This is a genomic window from Candidatus Accumulibacter vicinus, from assembly GCF_000584955.1.
In the GTDB taxonomy this organism is placed as follows: domain Bacteria; phylum Pseudomonadota; class Gammaproteobacteria; order Burkholderiales; family Rhodocyclaceae; genus Accumulibacter; species Accumulibacter vicinus.
This window is the reverse complement of sequence record NZ_JDSS02000053.1, coordinates 148,573-172,079: the sequence shown is the minus strand read 5'-3', so window position 1 is coordinate 172,079 and position 23,507 is coordinate 148,573. Positions and strand designations below refer to the sequence as shown.

The 23,507-nt window shown below is 61.2% G+C and carries 20 protein-coding genes and 1 pseudogene; 6 read left to right on the top strand and 15 right to left on the bottom strand.

The window, feature by feature from the left end:
* The 4 genes and pseudogenes from CAPSK01_RS24280 to CAPSK01_RS21130 all read left to right on the top strand — a co-directional run.
* Nucleotides 1-138, top strand: a pseudogene (locus CAPSK01_RS24280) (diaminopimelate epimerase); the annotation flags it as partial.
* Nucleotides 135-788 carry a DUF484 family protein gene (locus CAPSK01_RS21140; protein ID WP_034931582.1) on the top strand — a complete coding sequence of 218 codons (654 nt, stop codon included), beginning with the start codon at nucleotides 135-137 and terminating at the stop codon, nucleotides 786-788. The pseudogene CAPSK01_RS24280 and the gene CAPSK01_RS21140, both read left to right, overlap by 4 nt.
* 10 nt (nucleotides 789-798) lie before the next feature.
* Nucleotides 799-1,761, top strand: a complete 963-nt coding sequence (xerC, locus tag CAPSK01_RS21135) for a tyrosine recombinase XerC (RefSeq protein ID WP_034931578.1) — start codon at nucleotides 799-801, stop codon at nucleotides 1,759-1,761.
* Nucleotides 1,762-1,916: 155 nt separating this feature from the next.
* Nucleotides 1,917-2,753: a formylglycine-generating enzyme family protein gene (locus tag CAPSK01_RS21130; protein WP_273704232.1), complete on the top strand. Its 837-nt coding sequence runs from the start codon at nucleotides 1,917-1,919 to the stop codon at nucleotides 2,751-2,753.
* A 1-nt stretch (nucleotide 2,754) separates the two neighbouring features.
* Here CAPSK01_RS21130 and motD read toward each other — a convergent pair whose 3' ends face one another.
* Genes motD through flhB form a run of 7 tightly spaced genes read right to left on the bottom strand, consistent with a single transcriptional unit; the run spans nucleotide 2,755 to nucleotide 10,486 of the window.
* Complete coding sequence (motD, locus tag CAPSK01_RS21125) at nucleotides 2,755-3,537, bottom strand: flagellar motor protein MotD (RefSeq protein ID WP_034931574.1); 783 nt, start codon at nucleotides 3,535-3,537, stop codon at nucleotides 2,755-2,757.
* 3 nt (nucleotides 3,538-3,540) lie between these two features.
* Nucleotides 3,541-4,281 carry a flagellar motor protein gene (locus CAPSK01_RS21120; protein ID WP_034931570.1) on the bottom strand — a complete coding sequence of 247 codons (741 nt, stop codon included), beginning with the start codon at nucleotides 4,279-4,281 and terminating at the stop codon, nucleotides 3,541-3,543.
* On the bottom strand, nucleotides 4,274-5,023 hold the full coding sequence (locus CAPSK01_RS21115) for an RNA polymerase sigma factor FliA (protein WP_034931566.1): 750 nt from the start codon (nucleotides 5,021-5,023) through the stop codon (nucleotides 4,274-4,276). The genes CAPSK01_RS21120 and CAPSK01_RS21115 overlap by 8 nt, the downstream gene beginning before the upstream one ends.
* Before the next feature lie 17 nt (nucleotides 5,024-5,040).
* On the bottom strand, nucleotides 5,041-5,925 hold the full coding sequence (locus CAPSK01_RS21110) for an AAA family ATPase (protein ID WP_034931562.1): 885 nt from the start codon (nucleotides 5,923-5,925) through the stop codon (nucleotides 5,041-5,043).
* On the bottom strand, nucleotides 5,918-7,270 hold the full coding sequence (gene flhF / locus CAPSK01_RS21105) for a flagellar biosynthesis protein FlhF (RefSeq protein ID WP_034931559.1): 1,353 nt from the start codon (nucleotides 7,268-7,270) through the stop codon (nucleotides 5,918-5,920). The genes CAPSK01_RS21110 and flhF overlap by 8 nt, the downstream gene beginning before the upstream one ends.
* Nucleotides 7,267-9,354: a flagellar biosynthesis protein FlhA gene (flhA, locus tag CAPSK01_RS21100; RefSeq protein ID WP_273704231.1), complete on the bottom strand. Its 2,088-nt coding sequence runs from the start codon at nucleotides 9,352-9,354 to the stop codon at nucleotides 7,267-7,269. The genes flhF and flhA overlap by 4 nt, the downstream gene beginning before the upstream one ends.
* Nucleotides 9,347-10,486: a flagellar biosynthesis protein FlhB gene (gene flhB / locus CAPSK01_RS21095; RefSeq protein WP_034931554.1), complete on the bottom strand. Its 1,140-nt coding sequence runs from the start codon at nucleotides 10,484-10,486 to the stop codon at nucleotides 9,347-9,349. The genes flhA and flhB overlap by 8 nt, the downstream gene beginning before the upstream one ends.
* A 253-nt stretch (nucleotides 10,487-10,739) precedes the next feature.
* Here flhB and CAPSK01_RS21090 point away from each other — a divergent pair, with 253 nt between their 5' ends.
* On the top strand, nucleotides 10,740-12,098 hold the full coding sequence (locus CAPSK01_RS21090; protein WP_034931551.1) for an IS1182 family transposase: 1,359 nt from the start codon (nucleotides 10,740-10,742) through the stop codon (nucleotides 12,096-12,098).
* 110 nt (nucleotides 12,099-12,208) lie between these two features.
* Here CAPSK01_RS21090 and CAPSK01_RS21085 read toward each other — a convergent pair whose 3' ends face one another.
* The 8 genes from CAPSK01_RS21085 to CAPSK01_RS21050 form a co-directional block, all read right to left on the bottom strand.
* Nucleotides 12,209-14,128, bottom strand: coding sequence for a chemotaxis protein CheA (locus CAPSK01_RS21085; protein ID WP_273704230.1), 1,920 nt, complete (start codon nucleotides 14,126-14,128; stop codon nucleotides 12,209-12,211).
* 10 nt (nucleotides 14,129-14,138) lie between these two features.
* Nucleotides 14,139-15,002 carry a protein phosphatase CheZ gene (gene cheZ, locus CAPSK01_RS21080; RefSeq protein ID WP_034931547.1) on the bottom strand — a complete coding sequence of 288 codons (864 nt, stop codon included), beginning with the start codon at nucleotides 15,000-15,002 and terminating at the stop codon, nucleotides 14,139-14,141.
* Nucleotide 15,003: 1 nt separating this feature from the next.
* Nucleotides 15,004-15,393 carry a chemotaxis response regulator CheY gene (gene cheY / locus CAPSK01_RS21075; RefSeq protein WP_034931543.1) on the bottom strand — a complete coding sequence of 130 codons (390 nt, stop codon included), beginning with the start codon at nucleotides 15,391-15,393 and terminating at the stop codon, nucleotides 15,004-15,006.
* Between the two features lie 32 nt (nucleotides 15,394-15,425).
* Nucleotides 15,426-16,364 (bottom strand): chemotaxis protein, encoded by a 939-nt coding sequence (locus CAPSK01_RS21070; protein ID WP_034931540.1) that lies wholly within the window; start codon nucleotides 16,362-16,364, stop codon nucleotides 15,426-15,428.
* Between the two features lie 28 nt (nucleotides 16,365-16,392).
* Nucleotides 16,393-17,361 (bottom strand): chemotaxis protein, encoded by a 969-nt coding sequence (locus CAPSK01_RS21065; protein WP_034931536.1) that lies wholly within the window; start codon nucleotides 17,359-17,361, stop codon nucleotides 16,393-16,395.
* A 256-nt stretch (nucleotides 17,362-17,617) separates the two neighbouring features.
* On the bottom strand, nucleotides 17,618-19,693 hold the full coding sequence (locus CAPSK01_RS21060; RefSeq protein WP_273704229.1) for an adenylate/guanylate cyclase domain-containing protein: 2,076 nt from the start codon (nucleotides 19,691-19,693) through the stop codon (nucleotides 17,618-17,620).
* Nucleotide 19,694: 1 nt separating this feature from the next.
* Nucleotides 19,695-20,249: an OmpA family protein gene (locus CAPSK01_RS21055; protein WP_034931532.1), complete on the bottom strand. Its 555-nt coding sequence runs from the start codon at nucleotides 20,247-20,249 to the stop codon at nucleotides 19,695-19,697.
* 32 nt (nucleotides 20,250-20,281) lie between these two features.
* Entirely contained in the window at nucleotides 20,282-20,734 is a 453-nt protein-coding gene (locus CAPSK01_RS21050) for a FecR domain-containing protein (RefSeq protein ID WP_034931743.1), read from the bottom strand.
* A 522-nt stretch (nucleotides 20,735-21,256) separates the two neighbouring features.
* Between CAPSK01_RS21050 and CAPSK01_RS21040 the strand changes: the two genes are divergently transcribed.
* The coding region (locus CAPSK01_RS21040) for a DEAD/DEAH box helicase (RefSeq protein WP_034931527.1) at nucleotides 21,257-23,507 on the top strand (2,251 nt) is incomplete at its 3' end.

Genomic DNA, 23,507 nt, shown 5'->3' with positions numbered 1-23,507 from the left:
GCGCGTGGCCTGCTCGATTCGCCGGTGCGCGTCGAAACCCGCGGCGGCCATCTGAGCATCGTCTGGAATGGCCAGGGAACGCCGGTATCGATGACTGGCCCTGCGCTTGCTGTATTCAACGGAGAAATTGAGTTATGAGGTCGGAAGAAGTCGCGCGTTACCTGCAGGACAATCCCAAATTTTTCGAGGAACACGCTGATCTGGTCTCCAATATGGTGGTTCCGCACCCGTATGCGGGGCGGACGATCTCGATCACCGAACGTCAGATGCTGGCGCTGCGCGACAAGAACCGGCAGCTCGAAGGCAAGATGGGCGAGTTGCTGCAGTTTGCCGAGGAAAACGACGCGATCAGCGAGAAAATGCACCGGCTGGCGGTGGGGCTGATCATCGCCAGAAGTTTTCAGGCGGTGCTGCACACCCTGAATTTCCACCTGCGTGACGATTTTGCCGTCCCTCATGTGGCGCTGCGTCTCTGGCATCGTCCGGAAGGCAGCGACGAACTGCCGGAATTCGCCGAGGTCAGCCAGGAACTGCAAGCGTTTGCAGAAACGCTGACGCAACCCTACTGTGGTTCAACGGCCGGTTTCGAAACCTCATCGTGGTTCGGTGAGGCGTCGCTGCATGTCCGTTCACAAGGCCTGATCGCGATGCACCACGGGAGCGCCACGATCGGCATGATTGCCCTCGGCAGCGAAGATCACGAGCGTTTCTACGCCGGCATGGGAACCGTCTACCTCGTGCGTCTCGGTGAAATGTCGGCGGCGGCGCTGGCGCGTGTCCTCCGCTGAAACGACCTCGATGGCTACCCGTGCGCGCGGGGCCAGCGTCAGCGCCTACCTTGACGAACTCGCGCAGCAGCGACGGCTGTCGGCGCACACGGTCAGGAATTATCGGCGTGATCTCGATCTGCTTTGCGATCTGAGCAGCGGGTTGCCGGACGATTCGCCTGGCGAATCGCCCGCCGGTTCACGCGCTGAATTATCCGATACCTCCGGCTTCGACGCCCTGCGGACGCATCACATCCGCCGCTTCGTCGCGCAGTTGCACGCGCGCGGGCTCGGTGGCCGCTCGCTCGGGCGCACGCTCTCGGCCTGGCGCGGTTTTTATCGCTGGCTCGGCCAGCGCGGCATGGCCACGCAGAATCCCGTTGATGGCGTGCGGCCACCGCGGAGCCCCAAGGGCCTGCCGAAAGTGCTGTCACCCGACGAAGCGAGCCGCTTGCTGGACGCGAACCCGGAAAACCTGTTGGCGGTTCGCGATCAGGCGATCTTTGAGCTGTTCTACTCTTCGGGCCTGCGCCTGGCCGAACTCGCAGCCCTTGACCTCGCCTGTCTCGACGAGCTGCTGGCCGGTGAGGTGCGCGTCCTCGGCAAGCGCAGCAAGCTGCGCATCGTTCCCGTGGGGAGCAAGGCCAGGGAGGCGGTAGCGCTATGGGCCGCGCAGCGCGCCCGCCTGGCGGCGGCCGACGAGGCAGCGCTGTTCGTTGGCCAGCACGGCAAACGCCTGGGCATGCGCATGATCCAGCAACGCCTGCAGCGGCGTGGGCTGGTGCAGGGCCTGCCGGCACGGGTGCATCCGCACATGCTGCGCCACTCCTTCGCCTCGCACGTGCTGCAGTCCTCGGGCGATCTGCGGGCGGTGCAGGAGATGCTCGGTCATGCCAGCATCGCCTCGACGCAGGTCTACACGCACCTTGATTTTCAACATCTGGCGGCTGTTTACGACCAGGCGCATCCACGCGCCAAACGCCAGCCGAAGTGACACGCCTGGCCGGTGCTTGTGACTCGATACCCCGTCAGTCGGACGATTCGTTCGAGCGAATTCCGGGAGGCCTGATGTAAGATATCTTTGACGATCCTGTCCGCTGCGTTGCTCTGCCCGACAGACAATTTCCGGTTACCCCGCCACGAAAGCCCATGATGTCAGAGATCATCCCCTCCAAGCCCATCCCGCCACCCTGGGTGAGCAATGTCGTCGAGGATCACTTTGGACTATCGGTCATACTGCATGTCGGCAATGCCCAGCAGGTGTTTCGCTGGATTGAACCGGGGCGCTTCCTGATGGGTGCACCGGCTGACGAGAGCGAGCGAGGCAGTGCCGAATTGCAGCACGAGGTAACGCTGAGCAGCGGCTACTGGCTTGCCGACACGGCCTGCACGCAAGCCTTCTGGCTGGCAGTATGGCCGGTGAATCCGAGCCATTTCCAGGATCACCCGCAGAATCCCGTCGAAAATGTCAGTTGGCACGATGCGCAGGGTTTTATCGTCCAATTGAACAGACGCTTTCCGGGACTGTGCGCCCGCCTGCCGAGCGAGGCCGAATGGGAGTATGCCTGCCGGGCCATGACAACGACACCGTTCTCTTTCGGCAATCAGGTCTCTGTCGAGCAGGTCAATTTTCACGGCAACTATCCCTGCATCGGCGGCGACAAAGGTCTCTATCGGCAGCGCACCGTGCCAGTCGGGTCCTTGCCGGCAAACCCCTGGGGCTTGTACGAGATGCACGGCAACGTCTGGGAATGGTGCGCCGACTGGTATGGCGAATACCCGGCGACACCGCAGTTCGACCCGCGTGGCCCAATCATCGGCAAGATGCGCGTCCTGCGCGGTGGAACCTGGAGCGACCCCGCCCGCTACGCACGTTCTGCCAATCGCAGCCGCATCGAACCTGCCTACCGTCCGCGCAGCAGCGGTTTCCGGATTGCCCTGGGACAGATCCGAGATCCTGTCGGCATGCGCAACCGTATTGGCTGAGTCAGTTTGAATTGCGTTCTGCCGGCGTGATGTCCGTGCCCTTCTCGGGAATCTCCGACTCGATCTGGATCGTCACCCGGCGATTGCGCGCTCGCCCATCAGCCAGCACATTCGGCTCGACCGGGCGCGTATCCGCATAACCAATCGCGGTCAGGCGCTCGGCGGCGACACCGGCGTCGGCGAACAGGCGCAGGACGGTGGTCGCACGCACGGCGGAAAGCTCCCAGTTCGAGGGAAACTGCACGTTCTTGATCGGAATATTGTCGGTATGCCCCTCGATGATGATCGGAAACTCCGTGGCAACCAGCACTTCGGCAACCGACTGCATGGCTCTGGCCATGGGCGGTTGCAGCAGTGCCTGGCCGGGAGAAAACAGGATGCTGTCGTTGATTTCTATGCTCACACCGCGGCTGCTTTCGAGAACACGCACCTTCCCCTGAGCAATCAGCGGTGCCATCACTTCGAGAATCTCCTTGGCAACATTACGCATTTTCTCCCGTTGCTGCTGTTTGACGGCTTCCTGCGTCTTGTTTACCAGGTTCGGTTTCTGCACTATCGGCGCAGACGGCGGCAGAATCGTCGGTATTTGTCCAGTGCTGTTGACAGGAACATTGCGAAAAGCGCTGATCATCGAATTGCTCAGAATGCGGTACTTTCCCTCATTCACCGAGGAGAGCGCGTACATCACCACGAAGAAGGCAAACAGCAGGGTAATGAAATCGGCGTACGATACCAGCCAGCGTTCGTGGTTGTCGTGCTCGTCCTCGTGTTTGCGCCTGGCCATCGGTTAAAAGACGTAACCGCGTAAACGACTCTCGATGATGCGTGGATTATCCCCGTTGGCGATACCCACCAACCCGTCGACGATCATTTCGCGTTGCACAATGAGGCGATTCACATGCGCCTTGAGCTTGTTGGCCATCGGCAGATAGACCAGATTGGCCAGACCAACGCCATAGATCGTGGCGACAAAAGCGACGGCGATGCCGGCACCAAGCTTCGATGGATCGGAGAGATTCTCCATCACCTGAATCAATCCCATCACGGCACCGAGAATACCGATGGTCGGCGAGTAACCGCCTGCGGCCTCCCATATTCTTGCCGAAAGTTTCATCTCCTGTTCAAAGGTACCAATCTCGACTTCGAGAACCTCGCGCAATCTTTCCGGTTCAGCGCCATCAACCAGCAGTTGCAGACCCTTGCGGGTAAACTCGTCCTTCAACTCGTTGAGGATGGCGTCCAGTGCCAGCAGACCCTCTCGCCTCGACACCTGGCTCCAGTTCGAAACCTGCTGGATCAACTGCTGATGATTGACCTCCGGTGGATACCACATCCATTTCACCATGCGAATGCCGCGCACGAAAGTGGTATAGGGGCTCTGCAACATGACCGCACCCAGCGTACCGCCCACCACGATCAGCAGCGCCGTCGGTTGCGAGAGCGATCCCAGATGCCCTCCCTCGAGAATCTGGCCGGCAACGATCGCCAACAGACCGATCAGCAAACCGAGTACGCTGGTTCTATCCATCATAACCTGTGGATTTGCTCAGCTTCCTGCCACCAGCCCCGAACAAGCGAGCGCGCAATCGCATCACCGCCTGACTGTGCAATTGACACACGCGCGACTCGCTGACCTCCATCACCTCGCCGATCTCGCGCAGATTGAGATCCTGCTCGTAATAGAGCGCCATCATCAGCTTCTCACGCTCCGGTAGCCCTTCGATCGCCTGCGCCAATTCGCGACGGAGACTTTCGTTTTCGAGGATGGTTGACGGATCGGCCCCTGCATCTGCCAGATGATGTTCAAGATATTCCTCGCCCCCTTCGGAAATCATGTCCTCCAGGTAGATCAGTTGATGCCCTCGTGCTTCCTGCAGCATCTTCTGGTAGTCGGCAAGAGGCATTTCCAGAGCATCGGCAAGTTCCCTTTCTGTCGGTACACGGCCATTTTCCTGTTCGAGTCGGGCAATCGTGACTTCAATACGCCGATAGTTGCGGCGCAGGCTGCGTGGCAACCAGTCATTATCGCGCAGCCCGTCGAGCATCGCACCGCGCACGCGCTGCACCGCATAGGCTTCGAATTGAGCCCCCATGCCGGCCTGGAAACGGCCAATGGCGTCGAGCAGGCCGAGCATTCCGTTCTGAACCAGATCCTCCACCAGCACACTGGCAGGCAGGCGAGCCATCAGGTGACAGGCGATGCGCTTGACCAGCGGGGCGAAGCGCTGGACCAGCTGATCCTTGTTGAGTTGACCAGCAGCGTTATACATTGGTTATTGAGGAGCTATCAGGCGTAGATAGCAACCGGATCGATGCGGTGGCACAAGTGTAGCAGTTGTTGCACAAAATGTTCGAGCCCTCCGAAATCGTCTTCGGCGGCTGGCCAATTCAACAGTTCATTGGCCACAGTCTGATAGGCCTTCGCTGCTGGCGAGTTCGGAAACAAGCTGGCAACCGGTTGGCACAGCCGGGAGGCCTGCTGCAGATGTTCATCGAAAGGCACGCAACCCGCGTAATCGAGACGGGCCAGTCGGCGACTGCTGGTGACCTGTGCAATATTGTCATGGATTGCCTGCGCGTCGACGGCGGCCCGTGCCTTGTTCACCAGGATGCGGAAGTGCCTGCGCGCATAACCCAGACTGACTTTCTTGATCAGTGCGTAGGCCTCGGTAATCGACCGGCTGTTCGGTGACACGACAATCACGGTATCTTGCGCGGCAAGGCCGAGCGGCGAGAAGCCAAGCGGATGGTCGAGCGAGGTATCGACCAGAACGACGTCGGCAGCCGGGCGGATTTCGCCAAGACAGTCGAGCAGGATGCGCTGCTCGACTGCATTGAGCCTGGCGAGCTGCTTGACGACTCTGGCCGCCGGCAGCACTCGGATCCCCGGCGCGACCGAAAGAATCACTTCCGCGAGCGACCTTTCCCGATCGATGACCTGCTGCAGGTCGTAGGCCGCAAAGGCTCCGTAAAAGGTGGCGACGCCGTGCTCGATATTCTCGTCCACCACCAGAACTTCCCTGCCCTGGCCGGCTAGGGCGGCTGCCAGATTGGCCACCAGAACGCTCTTGCCCACCCCCATGCTGCCGGCAGAAAAGGTCACGATACGCGACTGCGGGCGCTGCAGGAGGCGCCGCAAGCCCGCCGCCTGATCGCCTCGGAAATCAGCCATGCTGGCCTCCGGCTGACTGCAGGCCGACCGCCGAACTGGCCATCATCAAGCCGGGCTCCAGGCCGCTCAGGTGATGCGGAGAATTCTCGGGCAAGTCCTTGAAAGCACGATGCAGCAGGTACTGGCGATTCGGCAAATGCAGATCCTCCGGCACCCGCTGCCCATTCGACACATAGTACAGCCGCAATCCGTGCCGGATGATCACATCAAGCGACGAAGCCAGGCTCGCGGCTTCGTCAACCTTGGTCAGAATACTCCCCGCCAGATCCAGTCGGCTGTACGATCTGACAACGTCATCGAGCGTATCGCCGCGGCTGGTCGCCGACAAAAGCAATAGCGAATTGACGTTACTGGCCCCGAACATGGCCACCTGTTCGCTCACCATCCGGTCACGCTGACTCATCCCTATGGTATCAATGAGAACCATGTGCGTATGCTGCAGATCGTGCAGGGTGGTGCGCAGGTCTTTGGCATCCCTGGCAAGATGCACCGGAACACCGAGAATCCGGCCATAGATGCGCAACTGTTCGTGGGCACCGATCCGGTAACCATCGGTCGTCACCAGGGCGAGTTTCCTGGCACCGTGTCGCAACACACAGCGTGCAGCCAGCTTGGCGGTGGTCGTGGTCTTGCCGACGCCGGTGGGGCCGACCAGCGCATAGATGCCACCCTGATCAACGATGTCACTCTCGCTGTTAATGGTCAACAGGCTACGCTCGGCAGCCCCCTTGACCCAGGACAGAGCCTGCCCGGCCTCCAGTTCGCCTGGGAGATCGGCAAGCAGGTCGCGCGCAGCCTGGGGTGAGAAACCGACATCGAGCATCTGACGAAGAATTTCTGTCTTGACCGGCTCTGCTCGCGCGGCCTCCCCCCAGGCGAAACCGGCCAACTGTTGCTCGACAAGCCGGCGCAGCGTACGAATCTCCTCCATCACGGCCGCAGGCACCACTTCCGCCTCTGGTTTTGCGCCGCTGCGAGCAGGCGGCTGTGGCACTTCCACCTGCGGCAAGGGTCTCGCCGCCGGTGCTGGCGGCGGGCGAAGGCTGGCACGCGCACCCGGTTGCCCCAGGGCTGGCGGCATGCTGCGCAGCTGCGGCTGATCCTTTGCGGCAACTCGTCCCGGCATTGGAGCGGGCGGCGCAGCGGCTGCGTAGTCATTGCTGCGCGGGGCGTCCCGCTCCGGCATCGGGACAATCATTTCCATGTCGCGGGCGGCCACCGCCATAATCTCGACCCCCCCGGGAATCCCTCGATTGGACAGAATGATCGCGTCCGGCCCGAGGGTCTCCTTGACCTTGCGCAAGGCGTCACGCGCTGTTGCGCCAATGAATTTCCTGACGTTCATACTCTCTGTCCAATGATGGAGGTCACCTTGATGACCCGGTTTTCAGGCACTTCAGCGTGTGCCAGGACCTTCAGCTGGGGAATGCTGCGGCGGAGGAAGCGCGACAGCAGCGTGCGCAGGTTTCCTGGCACCAGCAGGACCATTGGCAATCCAAGCTCTTCCTGGTGCTGCGCTGCGGCAACCGCCTCTCGCACCAGAGTATCTGCAAGACCCGGTTCGATGCCGGCGCCATCGCCACCAGCACCGACGGCCTGCATGAGGAGGCGTTCGAGTTGCGGATCCAGCGATATTACCTGCATTTCAGCCCCCCCTGGGTAAAGTTCCTGAACGATCGAACGGCCCAGCGCTGTACGCACCTGCGCAGTCAGCACCTCCGAATCCTGAAAGCGTGGCGCCATGTCGGCAAGGGTTTCAATGATCGTGCGCATGTCGCGAAGAGGCACGCCCTCCTCCAGCAGATTACGCAACACTTTCTGCACCACACCGAGCGACAGGGCCTTGGGCACCACTTCTTCGACCAGTTTGGGCATCTCCTTCGCCAGATGATCGAGCAGCGCCTGTGTCTCCTGCCGCCCCAGCAGCTCCGCGGAGTGCGCGAGAATCAGGTGGTTCAGATGCGTTGCGGCAACCGTGCTGGCATCGACGACGGTGTAACCGTAGGCCTGGGCCTGCTCGCGCAGCGCCGGATCAATCCATACCGCCTGCAATCCGAAAGCTGGATCCTTGGTCACCGTACCGGGTACCTGCCCGGCAACCCGACCGGGATTGATCGCCAGCAAATTTCCCGGAAAGGCTTCTCCCTGACCGATCTCGACGCCTTTGAGCAAGATCTTGTAGACATTGGGTTTCAGTTCCAGGTTGTCGCGGATATGTACGGGAGATACCAGGAAACCCACTTCTTGGGCGAATTTCTTGCGAATGCCGCGTATCCGGCGCAGCAATTCGCCATCCTGTGACTTATCGACCAACGGAATCAGCCGATAGCCGACTTCCAGGCCGAGAACGTCGAGTGGCGTGACATCATTCCAGCTGGCTTCCTGCGCTTCGCGCGGCGCTGCTGCCGGTGCGACAGCGATCGGTTCTGGCACGGCGACACGTTCACGCTTCTCCAGCTGCCAGGCCATGGCGGCGATCGCACTGGCCAGGAGCAGGAATACAAAATTGGGCATGCCGGGGATCAGACCCAGCAGACCGACGATCGCTGCCGTCAGATACAGCAACTTCGGATTTCTGAAAAGCTGCGAAACGAATTGCTGGGAAACATCCTCGTTGTCGCCAACGCGTGTCACGACCATGCCGGCAGCAATCGAAATGATCAGCGCCGGGATCTGGGCCACCAGGCCATCCCCAATCGCCAGCAGGGTGTAGGTCTTGGCGGCAGCGCCGAAATCCATGCTGTGCTGCAACACCCCGACGATCAGGCCGCCGATCACGTTGATCAGCATGATCAGGATACCGGCAATCGCATCACCGCGAACAAACTTCGAGGCGCCGTCCATCGACCCGAAAAAGTCCGCCTCCTGGGCGATCGTCGCGCGCCGCTTGCGTGCTTCATCCTCCGCGATCAGTCCGGCGTTGAGGTCGGCATCGATCGCCATCTGTTTGCCCGGCATGGCATCAAGCGTGAAGCGTGCGGCCACTTCGGCAACCCGTCCGGCACCTTTGGTGATGACCACGAAATTGATGACCACAAGGATCGTGAACACGACGATTCCGACCGTGTAGTTGCCACCAACCAGAAAATGCCCGAAGGCTTCGATGACCTGCCCGGCAGCACCGGGACCAGTATGACCTTCGAGCAGAACGACGCGGGTCGAAGCGACGTTGAGGGACAGGCGCAGTAGCGTCGTGACCAGCAGCACGGAGGGGAAAACGGAGAAATCCAGGGGTTTGATCACGCTCATGGCAACCAGCATGACGATCACCGAAATGGCGATATTGAACGTGAAGAAGAGATCCAGGACAAAAGCCGGCAGTGGCAGGACCATCATCGCCAGAATCAGCATGATCAGCACTGGGCCGGCCATTTGTCGCTGGCCGAAACGAGCGACGAAATCCCGCATGACCAGGCTTGCATCAGCCATTTGCGGTTTCTCCGATGAGTTCGTCCGGAATCGTCACTGCCAGCATTGGCATCGGATAGTTGCCGCCGGTCTGGCGCCAGTTGCTCAACTGATAGATATAGGCCAGCACCTCGGCGACCGCCGCGTAAAGGGTTGCCGGGATTTCCTGATCGAGATCGACATGGCGGTAGAGCGCGCGCGCCAGGGGTGCCGCCTCAATGATCGGTACCGCATTCTCGGCACCGACCTGACGGATCTTGAGGGCGATCTCACCCAGCCCCTTGGCCAGCACTTTCGGTGCGACCATGCCGCTCTTGTAAGCCAGTGCGACCGCATAATGGGTCGGGTTGGTCACGATCACGTCGGCCGCCGGGACAGCGGCCATCATTCGCTTGCGCGCCGCTTCCCGCTGCAACTGGCGAATGCGGCCCTTGACCTCTGGGTTGCCCTCGAGTTCCTTGCCTTCCTGTTTGAGTTCCTCGCGAGTCATCTTGAGTTTGTCGTGATGCTGCCAGATCTGGAATGGCACATCGACCACAACAATCAGCAACATCGCGGCAACGATCGCGAAAAAGCTGAAAGTGAGCAAGTGGCCGGCGCTCGACAGACTGACGGGAAGCGACTGCGCAAACATCGCCAGCAGGTCGCCACGCTCACTCCACAGAATCCACACCGCAACGCCGCCAAGCAGTGAAGCTTTGGCCACGGCCTTGACCAGTTCCACCAGTCCGGCCCAGGACACCAGGCGAGCCATGCCCTTGAGCGGGTCGAGACGGCTCAGGTCAGGTTGCAGTGCCTTCATGGAGAAATTCCAGCTACCAAGGAAAAAGGGCGACAGCAGGGTTGCGGCGACCAGCGCAGCAAACAATGGGACAAAAATCAGCAAGGCATCGAGCGAGATCTCTGCCAGGCGAACCAGCATCATCGTCGGCTCGCGTGCCAGGCGTGAGTCGACCCACAGAGCACGTCGGAAAATTTCCGCCATGCGTTGCATCACCCAGGGACCCATCAGCCAGAATGCCGTCGCGGCGACGATCAAGATCACGAACGCGCCAACCTCTCGCGACCGAGGGACCTGCCCCTCCTCGCGCGCCTGTTCCAGACGTCTTGCGGACGCCGGTTCGGTTTTTTCGAGGTCGCTTTCCTCAGCCATTCGGATCTTCCTGTTTACTCCGGGCTATTATAAAAAAACCGACGTTACAAGAGATGAGGAAGCGCGCTTATTTAGACCAAATCCCGGATAGTTGCGCAGGAACAACAGTTGTCGCGGAGACACAAAACAAAACGGGGGCCACAGCCCCCGTGCCAGCCAGGTTCCCCTCGGTGTCTAGCAGCCTGTCGGACTTTCGGCTTGCTCCCCACCGGATATGCTATAATCATGCCTTTTGAAGCAACCGAGGGCCGGCATGTCCCACTTCATCGTCACCGACCGTAAGACCGACTACCTGCTACCGCCGTCACTGGACGATTGGCTGAACCAGGATCACCTGGCGCGATTCATCGTGGAGGTAGTCGACCAGCTGGACCTGTCGAAGCTGACGCGACAGTACGCTGGACGTGGATCGAAGGCGTACCATCCGGCGACCCTGCTGGCAATTCTGGTCTATGGCTACGCCACGGGTATTTTCTCCAGCCGCAGGCTGGAGCGGGCAACCTACGATTCGGTAGCCTTCCGCTACATTGCCGCCGGAAGCCATCCCGATCACGACAGCCTGGCGACGTTCCGCCGGCGTTTTCTGGACGAACTGAGCGACCTGTTTCTGCAGGTCCTGGCGATGGCCAAGGAAATGAAGCTGCTCAAGCTAGGTAACGTCTGTCTTGACGGCACGAAGATCGACGCCAACGCCTCAAGGCACAGCGCGCTCTCCCACGGACACATCGAAAAGCTGGAAGCCCAGCTCAAGGCTGAGGTGCAGGAACTCTTCAGCTTGGCGGAACAGGCGGATCAAGCCGACGTTCCGGACGGCGTCAGCCTGCCCGAAGAAATCAAGCGTCGTGAAGATCGGCTGGCGGCGATGGCAGTGGCCAAGGCGAAGATTGCTGCCCGGGCCGAAGAGCGTTATCAGCGAGAGAAAGCCGATTACGACGAGAAAATGGCGCGGCGCGCGGCCAAGGAAGAAGCGGCCGGCAAGAAGTTGGGCGGCAAGCCGCCGAAAGCCCCCGAGCCCGGCGCACGGGACAGTGACCAGATCAATCTGACCGACGAAGAATCGCGCATCATGCCGGTGGCCGGTGGCCGCTTCGAACAAGCGTACAACGCCCAGGCCGGGGTTGATGCGGCGACGATGCTGGTTGTGGCGGTCGGCGTGACGCAAGCCCCCAATGACAAAGAGCAGGTCGAGCCGATGCTGGCGACGCTCAAGGCACAAGCCGAGGTGCTGGGTCCCGTGGAAAGTTTGATCGCCGACAGTGGCTTCTGCAGCGAGAAGAACATCAAGGCATGCGAGGCCGCCAGTATCGATCCGGTGATCGCGGTGGCTCGCGACGAGCACCACCCTGACTGGCGGGAGCGGCACAGCGAACCGGCGCCGCTGCCGGAGAATGCGACACCCGTGCAGGCCCTGTCGCATCGCTTGAAGACCAAAGCGGGACGAGCCCTCTATGCCTTGCGCAAGCAGACCGTCGAGCCGGTCTTCGGTATCATCAAATCGGTCATGGGCTTTCGCCAGTTCTCGCTGCGCGGTTTGAAGAAGGTCACGGGCGAGTGGACGCTGGTCTGCCTGGCGTGGAACTTGAAGCGCATGGCCAAATTGCGCCCACAGTAGGGAAAACGAGGAGAAAACCGTCCAAAAGGCCGCAAAGTCGAGAAAATCCGGCCTTTTCATTCCGCATTGTGAAATTTGGCGGTTTTCTAAACCTCAAGTCCGACAGGCTGCTAGGCGAAGAACTCCAGAGCCCGCGCCGGCGTGCTCCGCAGGTCGCGGTCGGCATGCGTGCTCAGATCGGCGAGCAGTTCTTTCATGTCCAGAATCAGAACGATCTGACCATTCGAGAGCGTCGTTACGCCGGCAACACCGCGTGGACGGAAGTCGTCCAGCGCCTTGATCACCGCGTCATCCCGGCCGGCAAAGTTGTCCACCGCCAGAATGAAGCTGCGCTCTGCGGTCTGCATCAACACGCCGTACTCGGGCTGCCGCACCTGCGGCCAGCCCAGCAGACGCGAGAGCGCGATCACCGGCAGGATTTCGCCACGCACCACCAGGGTTTCCTTGCCGCCCACTTCCTGCATCCGCTGGTGGTCGATCGGCAGGATCTCCCTGACCATCGACAGCGGCAGCGCAAAGGGTTGCTCACCGAGCAGGACGAGCAGAACGGGAAGGATCGCCAGCGTCAGCGGCAGTGAAATGATGAACACCGAACCCTTGCCAGGCTCGGAGCGGATCTCGATCGATCCATTGAGTTTCTGGATGTTGGTCTTGACGACATCCATCCCGACGCCGCGGCCGGATACTGCCGATGCCTGTGCCATTGTCGAGAAGCCGGGCAGGAAAATCAGGTTCAGGCTTTGCCGATCATCGAGCGTGTTGGCCTCCTCTTCGCTGATGATGTTCTTCTCGACCGCTTTGGCCCGGATCCGTTCAGGACTGATCCCGTGCCCGTCGTCGGCAATGATCAGGACGATGTGATCGCCCTCCTGACGCGCTTCGAGACGGACCACGCTTTTCGCCGGCTTGCCAGCCAGAAGACGCTCTTCGGGCCCCTCAACGCCATGATCGACGGCATTGCGAATCAGATGAATGAGCGGATCGGCCAGATCCTCGATCATCGTCTTATCGACTTCGGTCTCTTCGCCAATCAGTGCCAGTTCGACGTCCTTGCCCAACTGCCGAGCCAGATCGCGGGCAATCCGCGGGTACTTCTGGAACAACCGGCCGATCGGCTGCATTCGCGTCTTCATCACCGAGTTCTGCAAATCCGAAACCAGGAGATCCAGCTGGCTGACCGCCTGGTCGAGGGCCTGCAGGGTTTCCGAATCAGTTCTGCCAGCGAGGATATCCGCGCGCAGACTGGTCAGGCGGTTCTTTGTCAGACCAATCTCGCCAGACAGGTTGAGCACCTGATCCAGGCGCGTGGTATCGACCCGAATGGTCGCTTCGCGGGCAGCGGCTTTTTCGTCGGCACGGCGACCGGAAGGAGCGCCGCTCACCGCAGCGCCAGGTTTGTCGGTACTGCGACGCCCTTCCGGCGGGAAATGCGGTTGCAGCTTGGAAAGATCCACGGTTGCGGCCGGGGCCGGGGCTGCGGCCGCATTCACCGTCGCAGCAGGCGTGCTGGGCGCGGCCACCGCCGGTACCGCGACATTCTGCCCGGTCACGGCCGCGTGCAGGGCGCGCCAGTCCGGACCTTCGTCCGCAATAGCGACAGGAGCCGCCACCTCCGTGCCGGCATGATGGCTCTCGCCACGCCCTTCGAGCATGGCCCGCAGCGCGACAATGACCTCGCTGGGAGCCGTATGCGGTTGCGTACCTTGTGCGATCTCGCCAAACATATGGCGCACACTCTGGGTCGCCGCCATGATGGTATCCATCAGACCGGCCGTCAGCCTCATCTCGGCGTTTCTGAGCTTGTCGAACAGGCTTTCGGTCAAGTGGCAGAGGGTAACCAGCTCGGTGGCATTGAGAAAACCTGCGCCACCCTTGATGGTGTGAAAACCACGGAAAATGTCATTGAGCAAACGACGATCGTCCGGGCTCCGCTCCAGATCGACGAGTTTGTTGTCGACATCCGACAGCAAGTCTCCGGCCTCCTGCAGGAAATCCTGCAGGAGGTCTTCCATCCCGGAAAAATCACTCATCCTGAACCTCCTAGAATCCCAGGCTGCCGAGCAGGTCATCGACCTGCTGCTGTGTGGCAACCACGTCACCGCGCCCTTCGGCATTGATCACCGGCCCGTTGAGCAGGCTCATCACCGAATCGGTACGGCGCTCGCCGGGCAGAGTTTCGATGAGTACCCCCATCAGCTGCGACTCGAGTTCCTGTGCCACGTGGATGATCTTCTTGATCACCTGGCCGGTCAGATCCTGGAAGTCCTGCGCCATCATGATCTCGAGCAATTGCGCTTTCGTGGCCCCGGTTTTCTGAGGCAGTCCCTGCTTGAGGAAGGAACGCGTCTCCTCGGCCAGACGCCTGAACTCCTCGACGCCCATGCGATTGGCAAAGAGGGCATCCCATTTCGTCGCCAGCTTGGCTGAAGCGGTCTCGAGTTCCTCCTGCAGGGGGTTCGCCAAATCCGTCGCATTCAACACCCGGCAGGCGGCCTGCTCGGTCAGGTTGACGACATAATTGAGGCGGTCCTTGGTGTCAGGAATGGCGGTGACGGCGTTCTCGATGAGTTCGTGGTAACCCAGTTCCCCAAGCGTGTCGTGCAACTGCCGGGCCATCTGACCGATGCGCTGAAACACCCGGTCCTGGCCTTGCCACCGTTGTTCACCGCTGCCGGCAGCTTCAGGAGTGCTCGCTGCAGCGCCCTGCGCTGCAGCGACCGAGTCGAAGAGGATCTGCAACTCGTCGCTGTCATCTGCCCCGTCACCCTCGCGTAACTGCTGCATCAACGATGGTCCACGAGAGGCTGGCGGCACCGGCGTTGCGTCCGCAGCCACTCCTGCAGCAATGCTGTCGAACAGTGCTTCGAGTTCTCTCGAATCCCCAGACCTATCCGCGTCGCTCATCTCAGCCACCCATCTTGTCAAAGATTTTCTGCAGTTTCTCGGCCAGCGTCGCTGCGGTGAAAGGCTTGACGATATAGCCGCTTGCCCCCGCTTGCGCAGCCGCGATGATGTTTTCCTTCTTCGCCTCGGCGGTGATCATCAGTACCGGCAGATGCTTGAGCGCCGGCGCGCTGCGAATCGACTTGAGGAGTTGCAGGCCATCCATATTCGGCATGTTCCAGTCGGTGACGACAAACTCGAAGTCGCCATTCTGTAGCCTCTGTAGCGCCACCGCACCGTCTTCTGCTTCGTCTACGTTCGAGAACCCCAATTCCTTGAGGAGATTTCTGACAATGCGTCGCATCGTCGAAAAATCATCCACCACCAGAATTTTCATCTTCGGATCAGCCATTCTTTAACTCCAGGTTCCTTCTTTCTGTTTGCTCAGCGCTCGAGCAATGGGCGCAGGGTATCGGCGAGGACTTCGGCGTCAAACTTGCCAACGTAGGCGTCCACCCCCACAGCCTTGCCCATCGCGTGATTGGCCTGCGACGACAGCGACGAATGCATGACCACCGGAATACCCGCGAAACGGAGGTCGCCCTTGATGTTCTTGGTGAGAACGTAGCCGTCCATCTCGGGCATTTCGGCATCCACCAGAATCAGGCGAAGCTCGTCGCGAACTCGCCGGCCCATTTGTGTGGCGTGTGCGGCAATCCCCTGCAGTCGGCTCCAGGCCTCGGCACCGTTGGTCGCATGCTTGTGCTTGACGCCAAGCTTGTCGAGAACCTCGACGATCTTGCGTCGGGCGACCAGCGAATCATCGGCAAAAAACATGCAGACATCCTGATCCACATTCGCCGGCGGGATGTCGACGATGATCGCCTCGCCGAAGGCGTTGGCAAGAATCTGTTCGACGTCGAGAATCGACACCAGCTTGCCGTCATCGAGCTCGGTCACCGCAGTGATCAGTCCCTGATTGCTCGAAAGTACGCTCTCGGGAGCCTTGACCTTCTCCCAATCCACACGGATGATCCGATCCACCTCGTGGACCAGGAAACCCAGGGTCCGCTTGGAGTACTCGGCAACCATCATGGTCTTGCCATACTCGCGAGGCTGGCCCTCGTACTCAAGAAAGGAGATCAGCGACAGCACCGGGATGACGTTGCCGCGCAGGGAGATCAGGCCTTCGACCCCACGCGGCATGTTCGGTGTCTTGGTAATGTGCGGCGTCCGCCCAACTTCCCGCACCTTGAACACGTTGATCCCGAAAGTCTCACGCGTCCCCAGGGAGAACAACAGAATCTCCATCCTGTTGGAACCGGCCAGCCGGGTGCGTGCGTCAACGCTCTCCAGCAGGTTCTTCCTATCCGCCAAATCCATTGTATCGCTCCAGAAAGATCGCTCAGTCTCAGTTCAGCTGCGCCGCTGGAAGAGTACCTTGCAGCCGGCGTGTCAAAGTTTCCGACAGGCGCTGCGGTTCGAATTTTGGCACATACTCATCGACGCCGACGGATCTGCCCAGTTGCTGGTTTGACATTCCGGATAGTGAGGAATGCATGATCACCGGCACGCCAACGAAACGTGGATCGGACTTGATCTTCTTGGTCAGGATGTAACCATCCATTTCCGGCATCTCGATATCGGTCAGGACCAGACTGATCAGGTTGGTCACCTGCTGGCCGGAGGCCTGCGCGTAATCTGCCATTTTCTCCAGTTCGTCCCAGGCTTCGCGACCATTGATTGCGGCGACGAATTTCACGCCCATGGCATCGAGAGTCCGCTCAATCTGCTTGCGCGCCACCGCCGAATCATCGGCAAAGAATACCGTCAGGGTGGCATTGTCGATCGGCTTGATATTGCGGTAAACAATGTCGTCGTCGTAGTTCGTCGTTTCCGAGAGCACTTTCTCGACATCCATCATCATGACCAGACGACCGTCCGGCAATTCGGTGACTGCCGTCACCAGCCCCCCCATCTCGGCCGTGAGCATCGCTGGCGGTACCCGCATCTGGCTCCAGTCGAGACGGAGAATCGTATCCACCCCCTCGACCAGAAAGCCCTGGGTGTGACCCGCGTATTCGGTGACGATCATGATCGAGCGCGGCGTCTCCGTATCTATACCGGCATAACGGGCAAGATCGACGACCGGCACCAGCGCCCCCCGCAAACTCACCATCCCCTCGACCGAAGACGGCATTTCCGGCGCTGAAGTGATCGGCGGCGTCCGCATCACCTCACGCACCTTGAAAACATTGATGCCGAAGGTTTCACGTCGTCCAGTGCGCGCATCGGTACCGAGCGAGAACAACAGGATCTCCAGCTTGTTGGTCCCGGCCAGCTTGGTGCGGGCATCGATGTTTTTCAGTAGATCGGACATTTCTCATTTCCTCACGTAAAGCACACCACGCCTGATCACGGACATCTTAATCCAATAAGCGACGCCACGTCATGCCCGCCCACTGCAAAAGACCAAAACCGGGTCAGACCTCGGTCTTGTGGCCAGTCCGGAAGCCACCCCAGTGCCGGCACTTGACGTAAATCGGCGTCAAAACGTCGTGCCCGACCAGACTTCCATTGACAAGTCTACGGCACAAACGACAACGGCTTTAGCGGTTTGGCCATTCTGGCCCGGATCACCGCCCGCCATGAACCCTTCGGGTCAATGCCCCTTGCCGGGCAATCGCCTGCGCCTCGACCAGCGGCTCATAAATGGCGACCGGCGCCGACCGGCCGCGTACTGCGGCATAGCCGAGCTGCCGGCAACGCCAATCGCCCAGGGCCTGACGCGTCGCATCGCCGATAATCACGCCTGCGGCATACTGTGCCGACAGCCCCTGAATACGCGAGGCCAGGTTCACCGCGTCACCGAGCACGGTGTAGGCACGCCGGTGGCGGGAACCCATGTCGCCCACCACCATCGTGCCGGTGTTGATGCCGATGCCCACCTGCAATGCGGGCCAGCCGCGGCTGGCAAAATGCTGATTGACGCCGGACAACGCCGCCTGCATCGCGAGAGCAGCCTCTACGGCATGCCTGGCGTGCTGTGGATCGGCCAGCGGCGCCCCCCAGAAAGCGACGACGGCATCGCCGATATACTTGTCGAGCGTCCCCCGATAGGCACGAATGACATCGGTCATCGCCGACAAATAGTCGTTCATCAGTATCGCCAGTTCATCCGGTGGCAGGGTCTCGGCAAGGGCCGTGAACCCTCGCACATCCGCGAACAGCACCGTCAGTTCGGCACTACGTCCTTCCATGGTGTAATGCTCGGGGTCACGGCTCATCTCATCGACCAATTCGGGCGGAACGTACTGGCCGAAAAGCGTCGTCAGGCGCCGCTTGGCACGATGCTCGGCAAAATAGCCGAAGAACAGGTGCAGGGCAAGCAGCATCGCCACCAACAGGAGACTCGCCGCCATCGGCAATACCAGCTGCGCACCTGTCCAGGCTGCCAGGTTGATGATCGTCACCAATGCCGACATCACCCCTGCGAGAACGACCGCCTGCGGCGGCGAAAGGCGGGGCAGGCCGAGCAGCAGACCAACCCCGACAACGACCAGCAAGCCGGCCTCGATCGTCGCGGTGTAGGCCGGCGACTGCAGCAGGCGACCATCGAGCAACCCGGCAAGCAGGTTGGCATGCACTTCCACCCCCGGAAAGGCTTCGCCCACCGGCGTCGCGCGCTGGTCAAGCAGGCCCGGCGCGGTGGTGCCCAGCAGCACCACCCGGCCGCGCAGTCTGTCAGCCGGCAAGCGGCCCGCGAGCACATCGGCTGCAGAATGATAGCGAAAGCTGCCCAGGCTCCCCTGAAAAGGGAGCAGGACGCTCGCCTGCTCGGCAACTGGGATGCGTAGCGGCGCGTGCGCCGTCAGCAGTTCGATCGACTCGACTGACCGGGAAGCGGACAGCCAGGGCGCGTAGTCGGCAAACCGGAGCTGTAGTGCCGGATGACCCAGTAACACCTGCGCCATCACCAGCGACAACGCAGCGTACACCTGCCCGTCATGAGCCGCCAACAACCAGGTGCGCCGCGTCACACCGTCCAGTTCAACTGGCGCACTGAGAAACCCGGCACCGATGGCAGCTTGTTGAAGCCTCGGCAGGTTACCGCCATATCCGTTCCACTGCGAAAATTGCCCGACTTGTTCGGCCACCTCCGGCAGTAGCGGCAGTGGCAAGGCACCACTCCTGGCCGCCGTACCCCCATGCGACAGATGGAAACCGAGAATGACCGGATAACGGTGTAGAACCTTCGCCAGGCGGCCGTCGTAATCGAGCTCTGGCCGCAACTCTGCAAGCGCCGCATGGAAAGCAGTATTCCGGCGCAGCGGCCCGCGGCCCAGCGCCTCCAGAGCAGACAGCCCGGAACTCTCGTCCGCTTCTGCCAGAATCATGTCCAGGCCCAGCAACAAGGCGCCGTATTGTTCGAAAATCCGCTCGATCAGTTCCGCCAGACGCGCCCGATTCCACGGCCAACGGCCCAGTTCGACCAGCGATCGCTCGTCGATATCGACGATGGCAATACGCTCGTCAATTCCTCCGCGCGCAAACAAACGGACACGCGAATCGTAAAGAAAGGCGTCGAAGCGGCGCAATGGATCGATCTCGATGTAGCGCAGGCTGTACGCGAGAAGGACGCCGAGCAGCGCGACGCCAAGCCACTGCCAAAGATCGAGAGATACCAGCCGACGCCCGAAGATCAAGGTCAACTCAGCGCAACTTCAATTCGACACGGCGGTTGCGCGATTCCGGAATATTGTCCGCGGTCACGACTGCCGGTTCGCGTTCGCCTCGACCAACGATGGTAATCGCCTCACGCCCCAAACCCGCGCCAACCAGCAACTCGCGAATCACGTTGGCACGTTGCCAGGACAAGTGCTCATTGGCTTCTGCACGGCCCACTCGATCCGTGTGTCCGATGACGACTGCTTCACCGGCCGACAGGGCAGACACCTCGGTCAGAATGCGTGGCAGCCGTGCTTTCGATTCCGGGGTCGGCACACTCTGTCCGAATTCAAAATAAATGATATGGACGCGCGGTCGCGCCGGTTGCATGGCCAGCAACCGGCCGTAGGCTTCGCTCACCATGGCCGCGCTGGTCCTGGTCGGAGCCACCTTGCCGTCGACCACATCGACGCCGGTATAAGGCTCGGAAAGCACTACTGCACCCGCTACGCTGGTGACCAACAGCGCCCCCGTACGGCCATCCGGCCCTGGCAACAGAACGACATGGCTGGTGAGTCTCGTACAGGCCGCAAGGCTCAACGCACACACCCACAGCCAACGACTCGACTGCCTCATTCGTCCTCTGTGCGCACTTCGACAATGAACTCGGTACCCCGGATGCCAAGTACCACGGTCGGCGTCCTGATGCGCACGTTTTCCGGTGCCTGCTTGCCGATCAACCCGGTCACCACACTCAGCGTACCCTTGAGCAGGGTCGCCAGCATCCCCCCTTCCTTGGTCGTGCTGTTGAATTGAAACTCGTTGATCAGCAATGTGCTGCGGGCTCCGGCAGTGAGCAAGGTATCGTCGGACAGGGTGATGCCCACCGCCCCATCGTCACCCGTGCGAATCCGGTCACCGACATAAACCGGCGTGCCCACCTTGACTGTCTGCACCTGGCCGGCGCGGTCGACAGTGACATTCCCTTCGCTGCGCTTGACCTTCCCGGCAGGAACTCCGATCTCGGCAGCGACGCCGATTGTGGCTTGGATCAGGAAAAGGAAAAGCAGCGCATGGTTTCGCATGGTAAACATCTCTGTGGTCGGGGTATGCAGCAGGCTGGCACCAGGGCGAGAGAATTGCTCGTCGCCGCTCGATTCGTGACTGGCTCCCTAGCCGGCCGAACGCGGCTGGCCGATGCTGGCAATGTACCCCGATTCACAGCACAGCGGCAATTCGTCTGTTCGCAGAAGAATCCCCTTCCTTGAGTTTTGCCTTCCGTTTCTGCATAGTTCGCGGTCTTTCCAGTCATTCCACACACTCGTCATCGCCGATGCCCCCCACAGATAGAATACCCTGCAGCCAACAAAATTGCCTCAAGGTCCTCGAGATCGACCTGCCATGCCAGCGCATCGCTCTGAGCATGCGACTCGCCGACGACTTGCCGAATCCTCCGAGAATGGCCAGGATACCTGCTTCGGCCAGACTCCAAAAGCGGCAGCGCAGCCAGCCGGAGCCGACCGGCGCCATGGCCAGCGCCTTCGCCCGCCTCAAGCGCTGACTTCCGGAACCCCTTTTTCCCGCAAACACCCGCGAGCACACCCGCCATGACCAGAACACCCGGAAACACTACCGACCGTAAAACCTCCCCCCGCAGCACCGCCGAACCGCGCCTCTCGCGCCAGCGCAAACCCCAGGATCTGCCGGTTGATGACTGGCAAAGAGCGCTGCGTCGTCAATTCGGCCGCGAGCAGCCGTTTCAACTCGAGAACCTGGGCGATGATCCGGTTTTTTCCGAGTTCTCGGTGTTCAACCCCGACAGCGGTCGCCGCTACCGGGTCGCGATCCGCGGCGCGCAGGCCGGCGACAACCATTGTTCCTGTCCCGACTTCGCGACCAACGATCTGGGTACCTGCAAGCATGTCGAATTCACACTCGCACAGATCAGCGCCAAGCGCGGCGGCAAGAGCGCACTCGAGCGCGGCTTCCGCAGATCGTTCAGCGAGCTGTTCCTCGACTATGCCGGTCAACGGCGCGTCCGCCTGCGGCTCGGTAGCGATTTTCCGTCCGACCTGCAGCCGACAGCCGGCCGTCTGTTCGATGCCGCCAGGGGTTGGCAACTGTCACCCGAGCACTTTGCCGATCTGCCGGCCTGGGTAGACGAGGTTCGCGCCGCCGGTCACGATCTGCGCTGTGCTGATGACGCGCTGTCCTTCATCGCCGAAGTCCGCGACGGCGAGGTACGCAGGCAGACCCTCGCCGCTGCCTATCCGCTCGGCGCCGACAGTCCCGAACTGAAAACGCTGCTCAAGGTCGAGCTCTATCCCTACCAGCGCGCGGGCGCACTCTTTGCCGCGCGCGCCGGTCGTGCCCTGATCGGCGATGAAATGGGCCTCGGCAAGACGGTACAGGCGATCGCGGCGGTCGAAATCTTTGCCCGCCACTTTGCCGCCGAACGTGTACTGATCGTCTGCCCGACCTCGCTCAAACATCAGTGGGAACGGGAAATCACCCGTTTCAGCGATCGCTGCGCCACCATCATCGGCGGCCTGCGCGCTGTCCGCCAGGCGCGCTATGCGCAGGACGGATTCTGCAAGATCACCAACTACGAGACGCTGAGCCGCGACCTCGACCTGATTCAGGCCTGGGCGCCGGACGTGGTGATCGTCGACGAGGCGCAACGGATCAAGAACTGGAACACCATCGCAGCGCGCGCGCTGAAGCGCATCGACAGCCCCTATGCGATCGTGCTGACCGGCACGCCGCTGGAGAACCGGCTCGAGGAATTGATCTCGATCGTCCAGTTTGTCGATCAGTACCGGCTCGGACCGACCTGGCGGCTGCTCGACGAACACCAGCAACGCGACGAACGCGGACGCGTCATCGGCTACCGCGAACTGCACCGGATCGGCGAGACGCTGGCGCCGATCATGCTGCGGCGACGCAAGGCGGAGGTACTCGAACAACTGCCCGAGCGCGTCGACAACACCCTGTTCATGCCGATGAGCCCGCTGCAGGCCGACCACCACGAGGAAAATCGCCTGGTCGTCGCGCGCATCGTGCAGCGCTGGCGGCATACCGGCTTCCTTTCCGACAAGGACCAGTTGCGCATGCATTGCTCGCTCCAGAACATGCGCATGGTGTGCAACAGCAGCTTCCTGATCGACCACGAAACCGATGACGGCTACAAGGCCGACGAACTGCTGACCCTGCTCGACGACATCTTCGCTGACCCACAGGCCAAGGTGGTCGTCTTCAGCCAGTGGCTGCGCACCCACGAGCTGATCATCCGCCGCCTGCGCCAGCGCAGCTGGGAACATGTCCTGTTCCACGGTGGCGTTCCTGGTGACAAGCGTGGCGCGCTCGTGGAGCGCTTCAACCACGACGCTGCCTGCCGCCTATTTCTCAGCACCGATGCTGGCGGCGTCGGCCTCAACCTGCAACACGCGGCAGCCGTGGTGGTGAACATGGATCTACCGTGGAATCCCGCGGTGCTTGAACAGCGCATCGGTCGCGTACACCGGCTCGGCCAGACGCGCGGCGTGCAGGTGATCAACTTCGTCGCCAGGGGAACCATCGAGGAAGGCATGCTTTCGGTGCTGGCGTTCAAGCAATCCCTGTTCGCCGGCGTCCTCGACGGAGGGGAAAGCGAAGTCGTGCTGCAGGGAACGCGCCTGTCGAAGTTCATGGATACGGTCGAGCAGGTCTCTGGCGCAGTGACCAGCGAGAGCACCGTCGAAGAGCCGGACCCCTCGCCACTCGAAGCCACGACAGGTGCCGGGAGCGAAGCCGACGGCGAGGCAGAATACCTCTCCCCCACGCCCACCGACGCGACGGCAGCACTGCCTGCTGGCGAAC

Bases quoted from the DNA above. Each gene is read 5' to 3' on its own strand.
- CAPSK01_RS21130 (WP_273704232.1), top strand. From the start codon at position 1,917: ATGATGTCAGAGATCATCCCCTCCAAGCCCATCCCGCCACCCTGGGTG.
- CAPSK01_RS21065 (WP_034931536.1), bottom strand. From the start codon at position 17,361: ATGTCCGATCTACTGAAAAACATCGATGCCCGCACCAAGCTGGCCGGG.
- flhF (WP_034931559.1), bottom strand. From the start codon at position 7,270: ATGAACGTCAGGAAATTCATTGGCGCAACAGCGCGTGACGCCTTGCGC.
- CAPSK01_RS21120 (WP_034931570.1), bottom strand. From the start codon at position 4,281: ATGGATAGAACCAGCGTACTCGGTTTGCTGATCGGTCTGTTGGCGATC.
- CAPSK01_RS21085 (WP_273704230.1), bottom strand. From the start codon at position 14,128: ATGAGTGATTTTTCCGGGATGGAAGACCTCCTGCAGGATTTCCTGCAG.
- CAPSK01_RS21140 (WP_034931582.1), top strand. From the start codon at position 135: ATGAGGTCGGAAGAAGTCGCGCGTTACCTGCAGGACAATCCCAAATTT.
- flhA (WP_273704231.1), bottom strand. From the start codon at position 9,354: ATGGCTGATGCAAGCCTGGTCATGCGGGATTTCGTCGCTCGTTTCGGC.
- CAPSK01_RS21110 (WP_034931562.1), bottom strand. From the start codon at position 5,925: ATGGCTGATTTCCGAGGCGATCAGGCGGCGGGCTTGCGGCGCCTCCTG.
- motD (WP_034931574.1), bottom strand. From the start codon at position 3,537: ATGGCCAGGCGCAAACACGAGGACGAGCACGACAACCACGAACGCTGG.
- xerC (WP_034931578.1), top strand. From the start codon at position 799: ATGGCTACCCGTGCGCGCGGGGCCAGCGTCAGCGCCTACCTTGACGAA.
- CAPSK01_RS21090 (WP_034931551.1), top strand. From the start codon at position 10,740: ATGTCCCACTTCATCGTCACCGACCGTAAGACCGACTACCTGCTACCG.
- CAPSK01_RS21050 (WP_034931743.1), bottom strand. From the start codon at position 20,734: ATGCGAAACCATGCGCTGCTTTTCCTTTTCCTGATCCAAGCCACAATC.
- CAPSK01_RS21115 (WP_034931566.1), bottom strand. From the start codon at position 5,023: ATGTATAACGCTGCTGGTCAACTCAACAAGGATCAGCTGGTCCAGCGC.
- flhB (WP_034931554.1), bottom strand. From the start codon at position 10,486: ATGGCTGAGGAAAGCGACCTCGAAAAAACCGAACCGGCGTCCGCAAGA.
- CAPSK01_RS21070 (WP_034931540.1), bottom strand. From the start codon at position 16,364: ATGGATTTGGCGGATAGGAAGAACCTGCTGGAGAGCGTTGACGCACGC.
- cheY (WP_034931543.1), bottom strand. From the start codon at position 15,393: ATGGCTGATCCGAAGATGAAAATTCTGGTGGTGGATGATTTTTCGACG.
- cheZ (WP_034931547.1), bottom strand. From the start codon at position 15,002: ATGAGCGACGCGGATAGGTCTGGGGATTCGAGAGAACTCGAAGCACTG.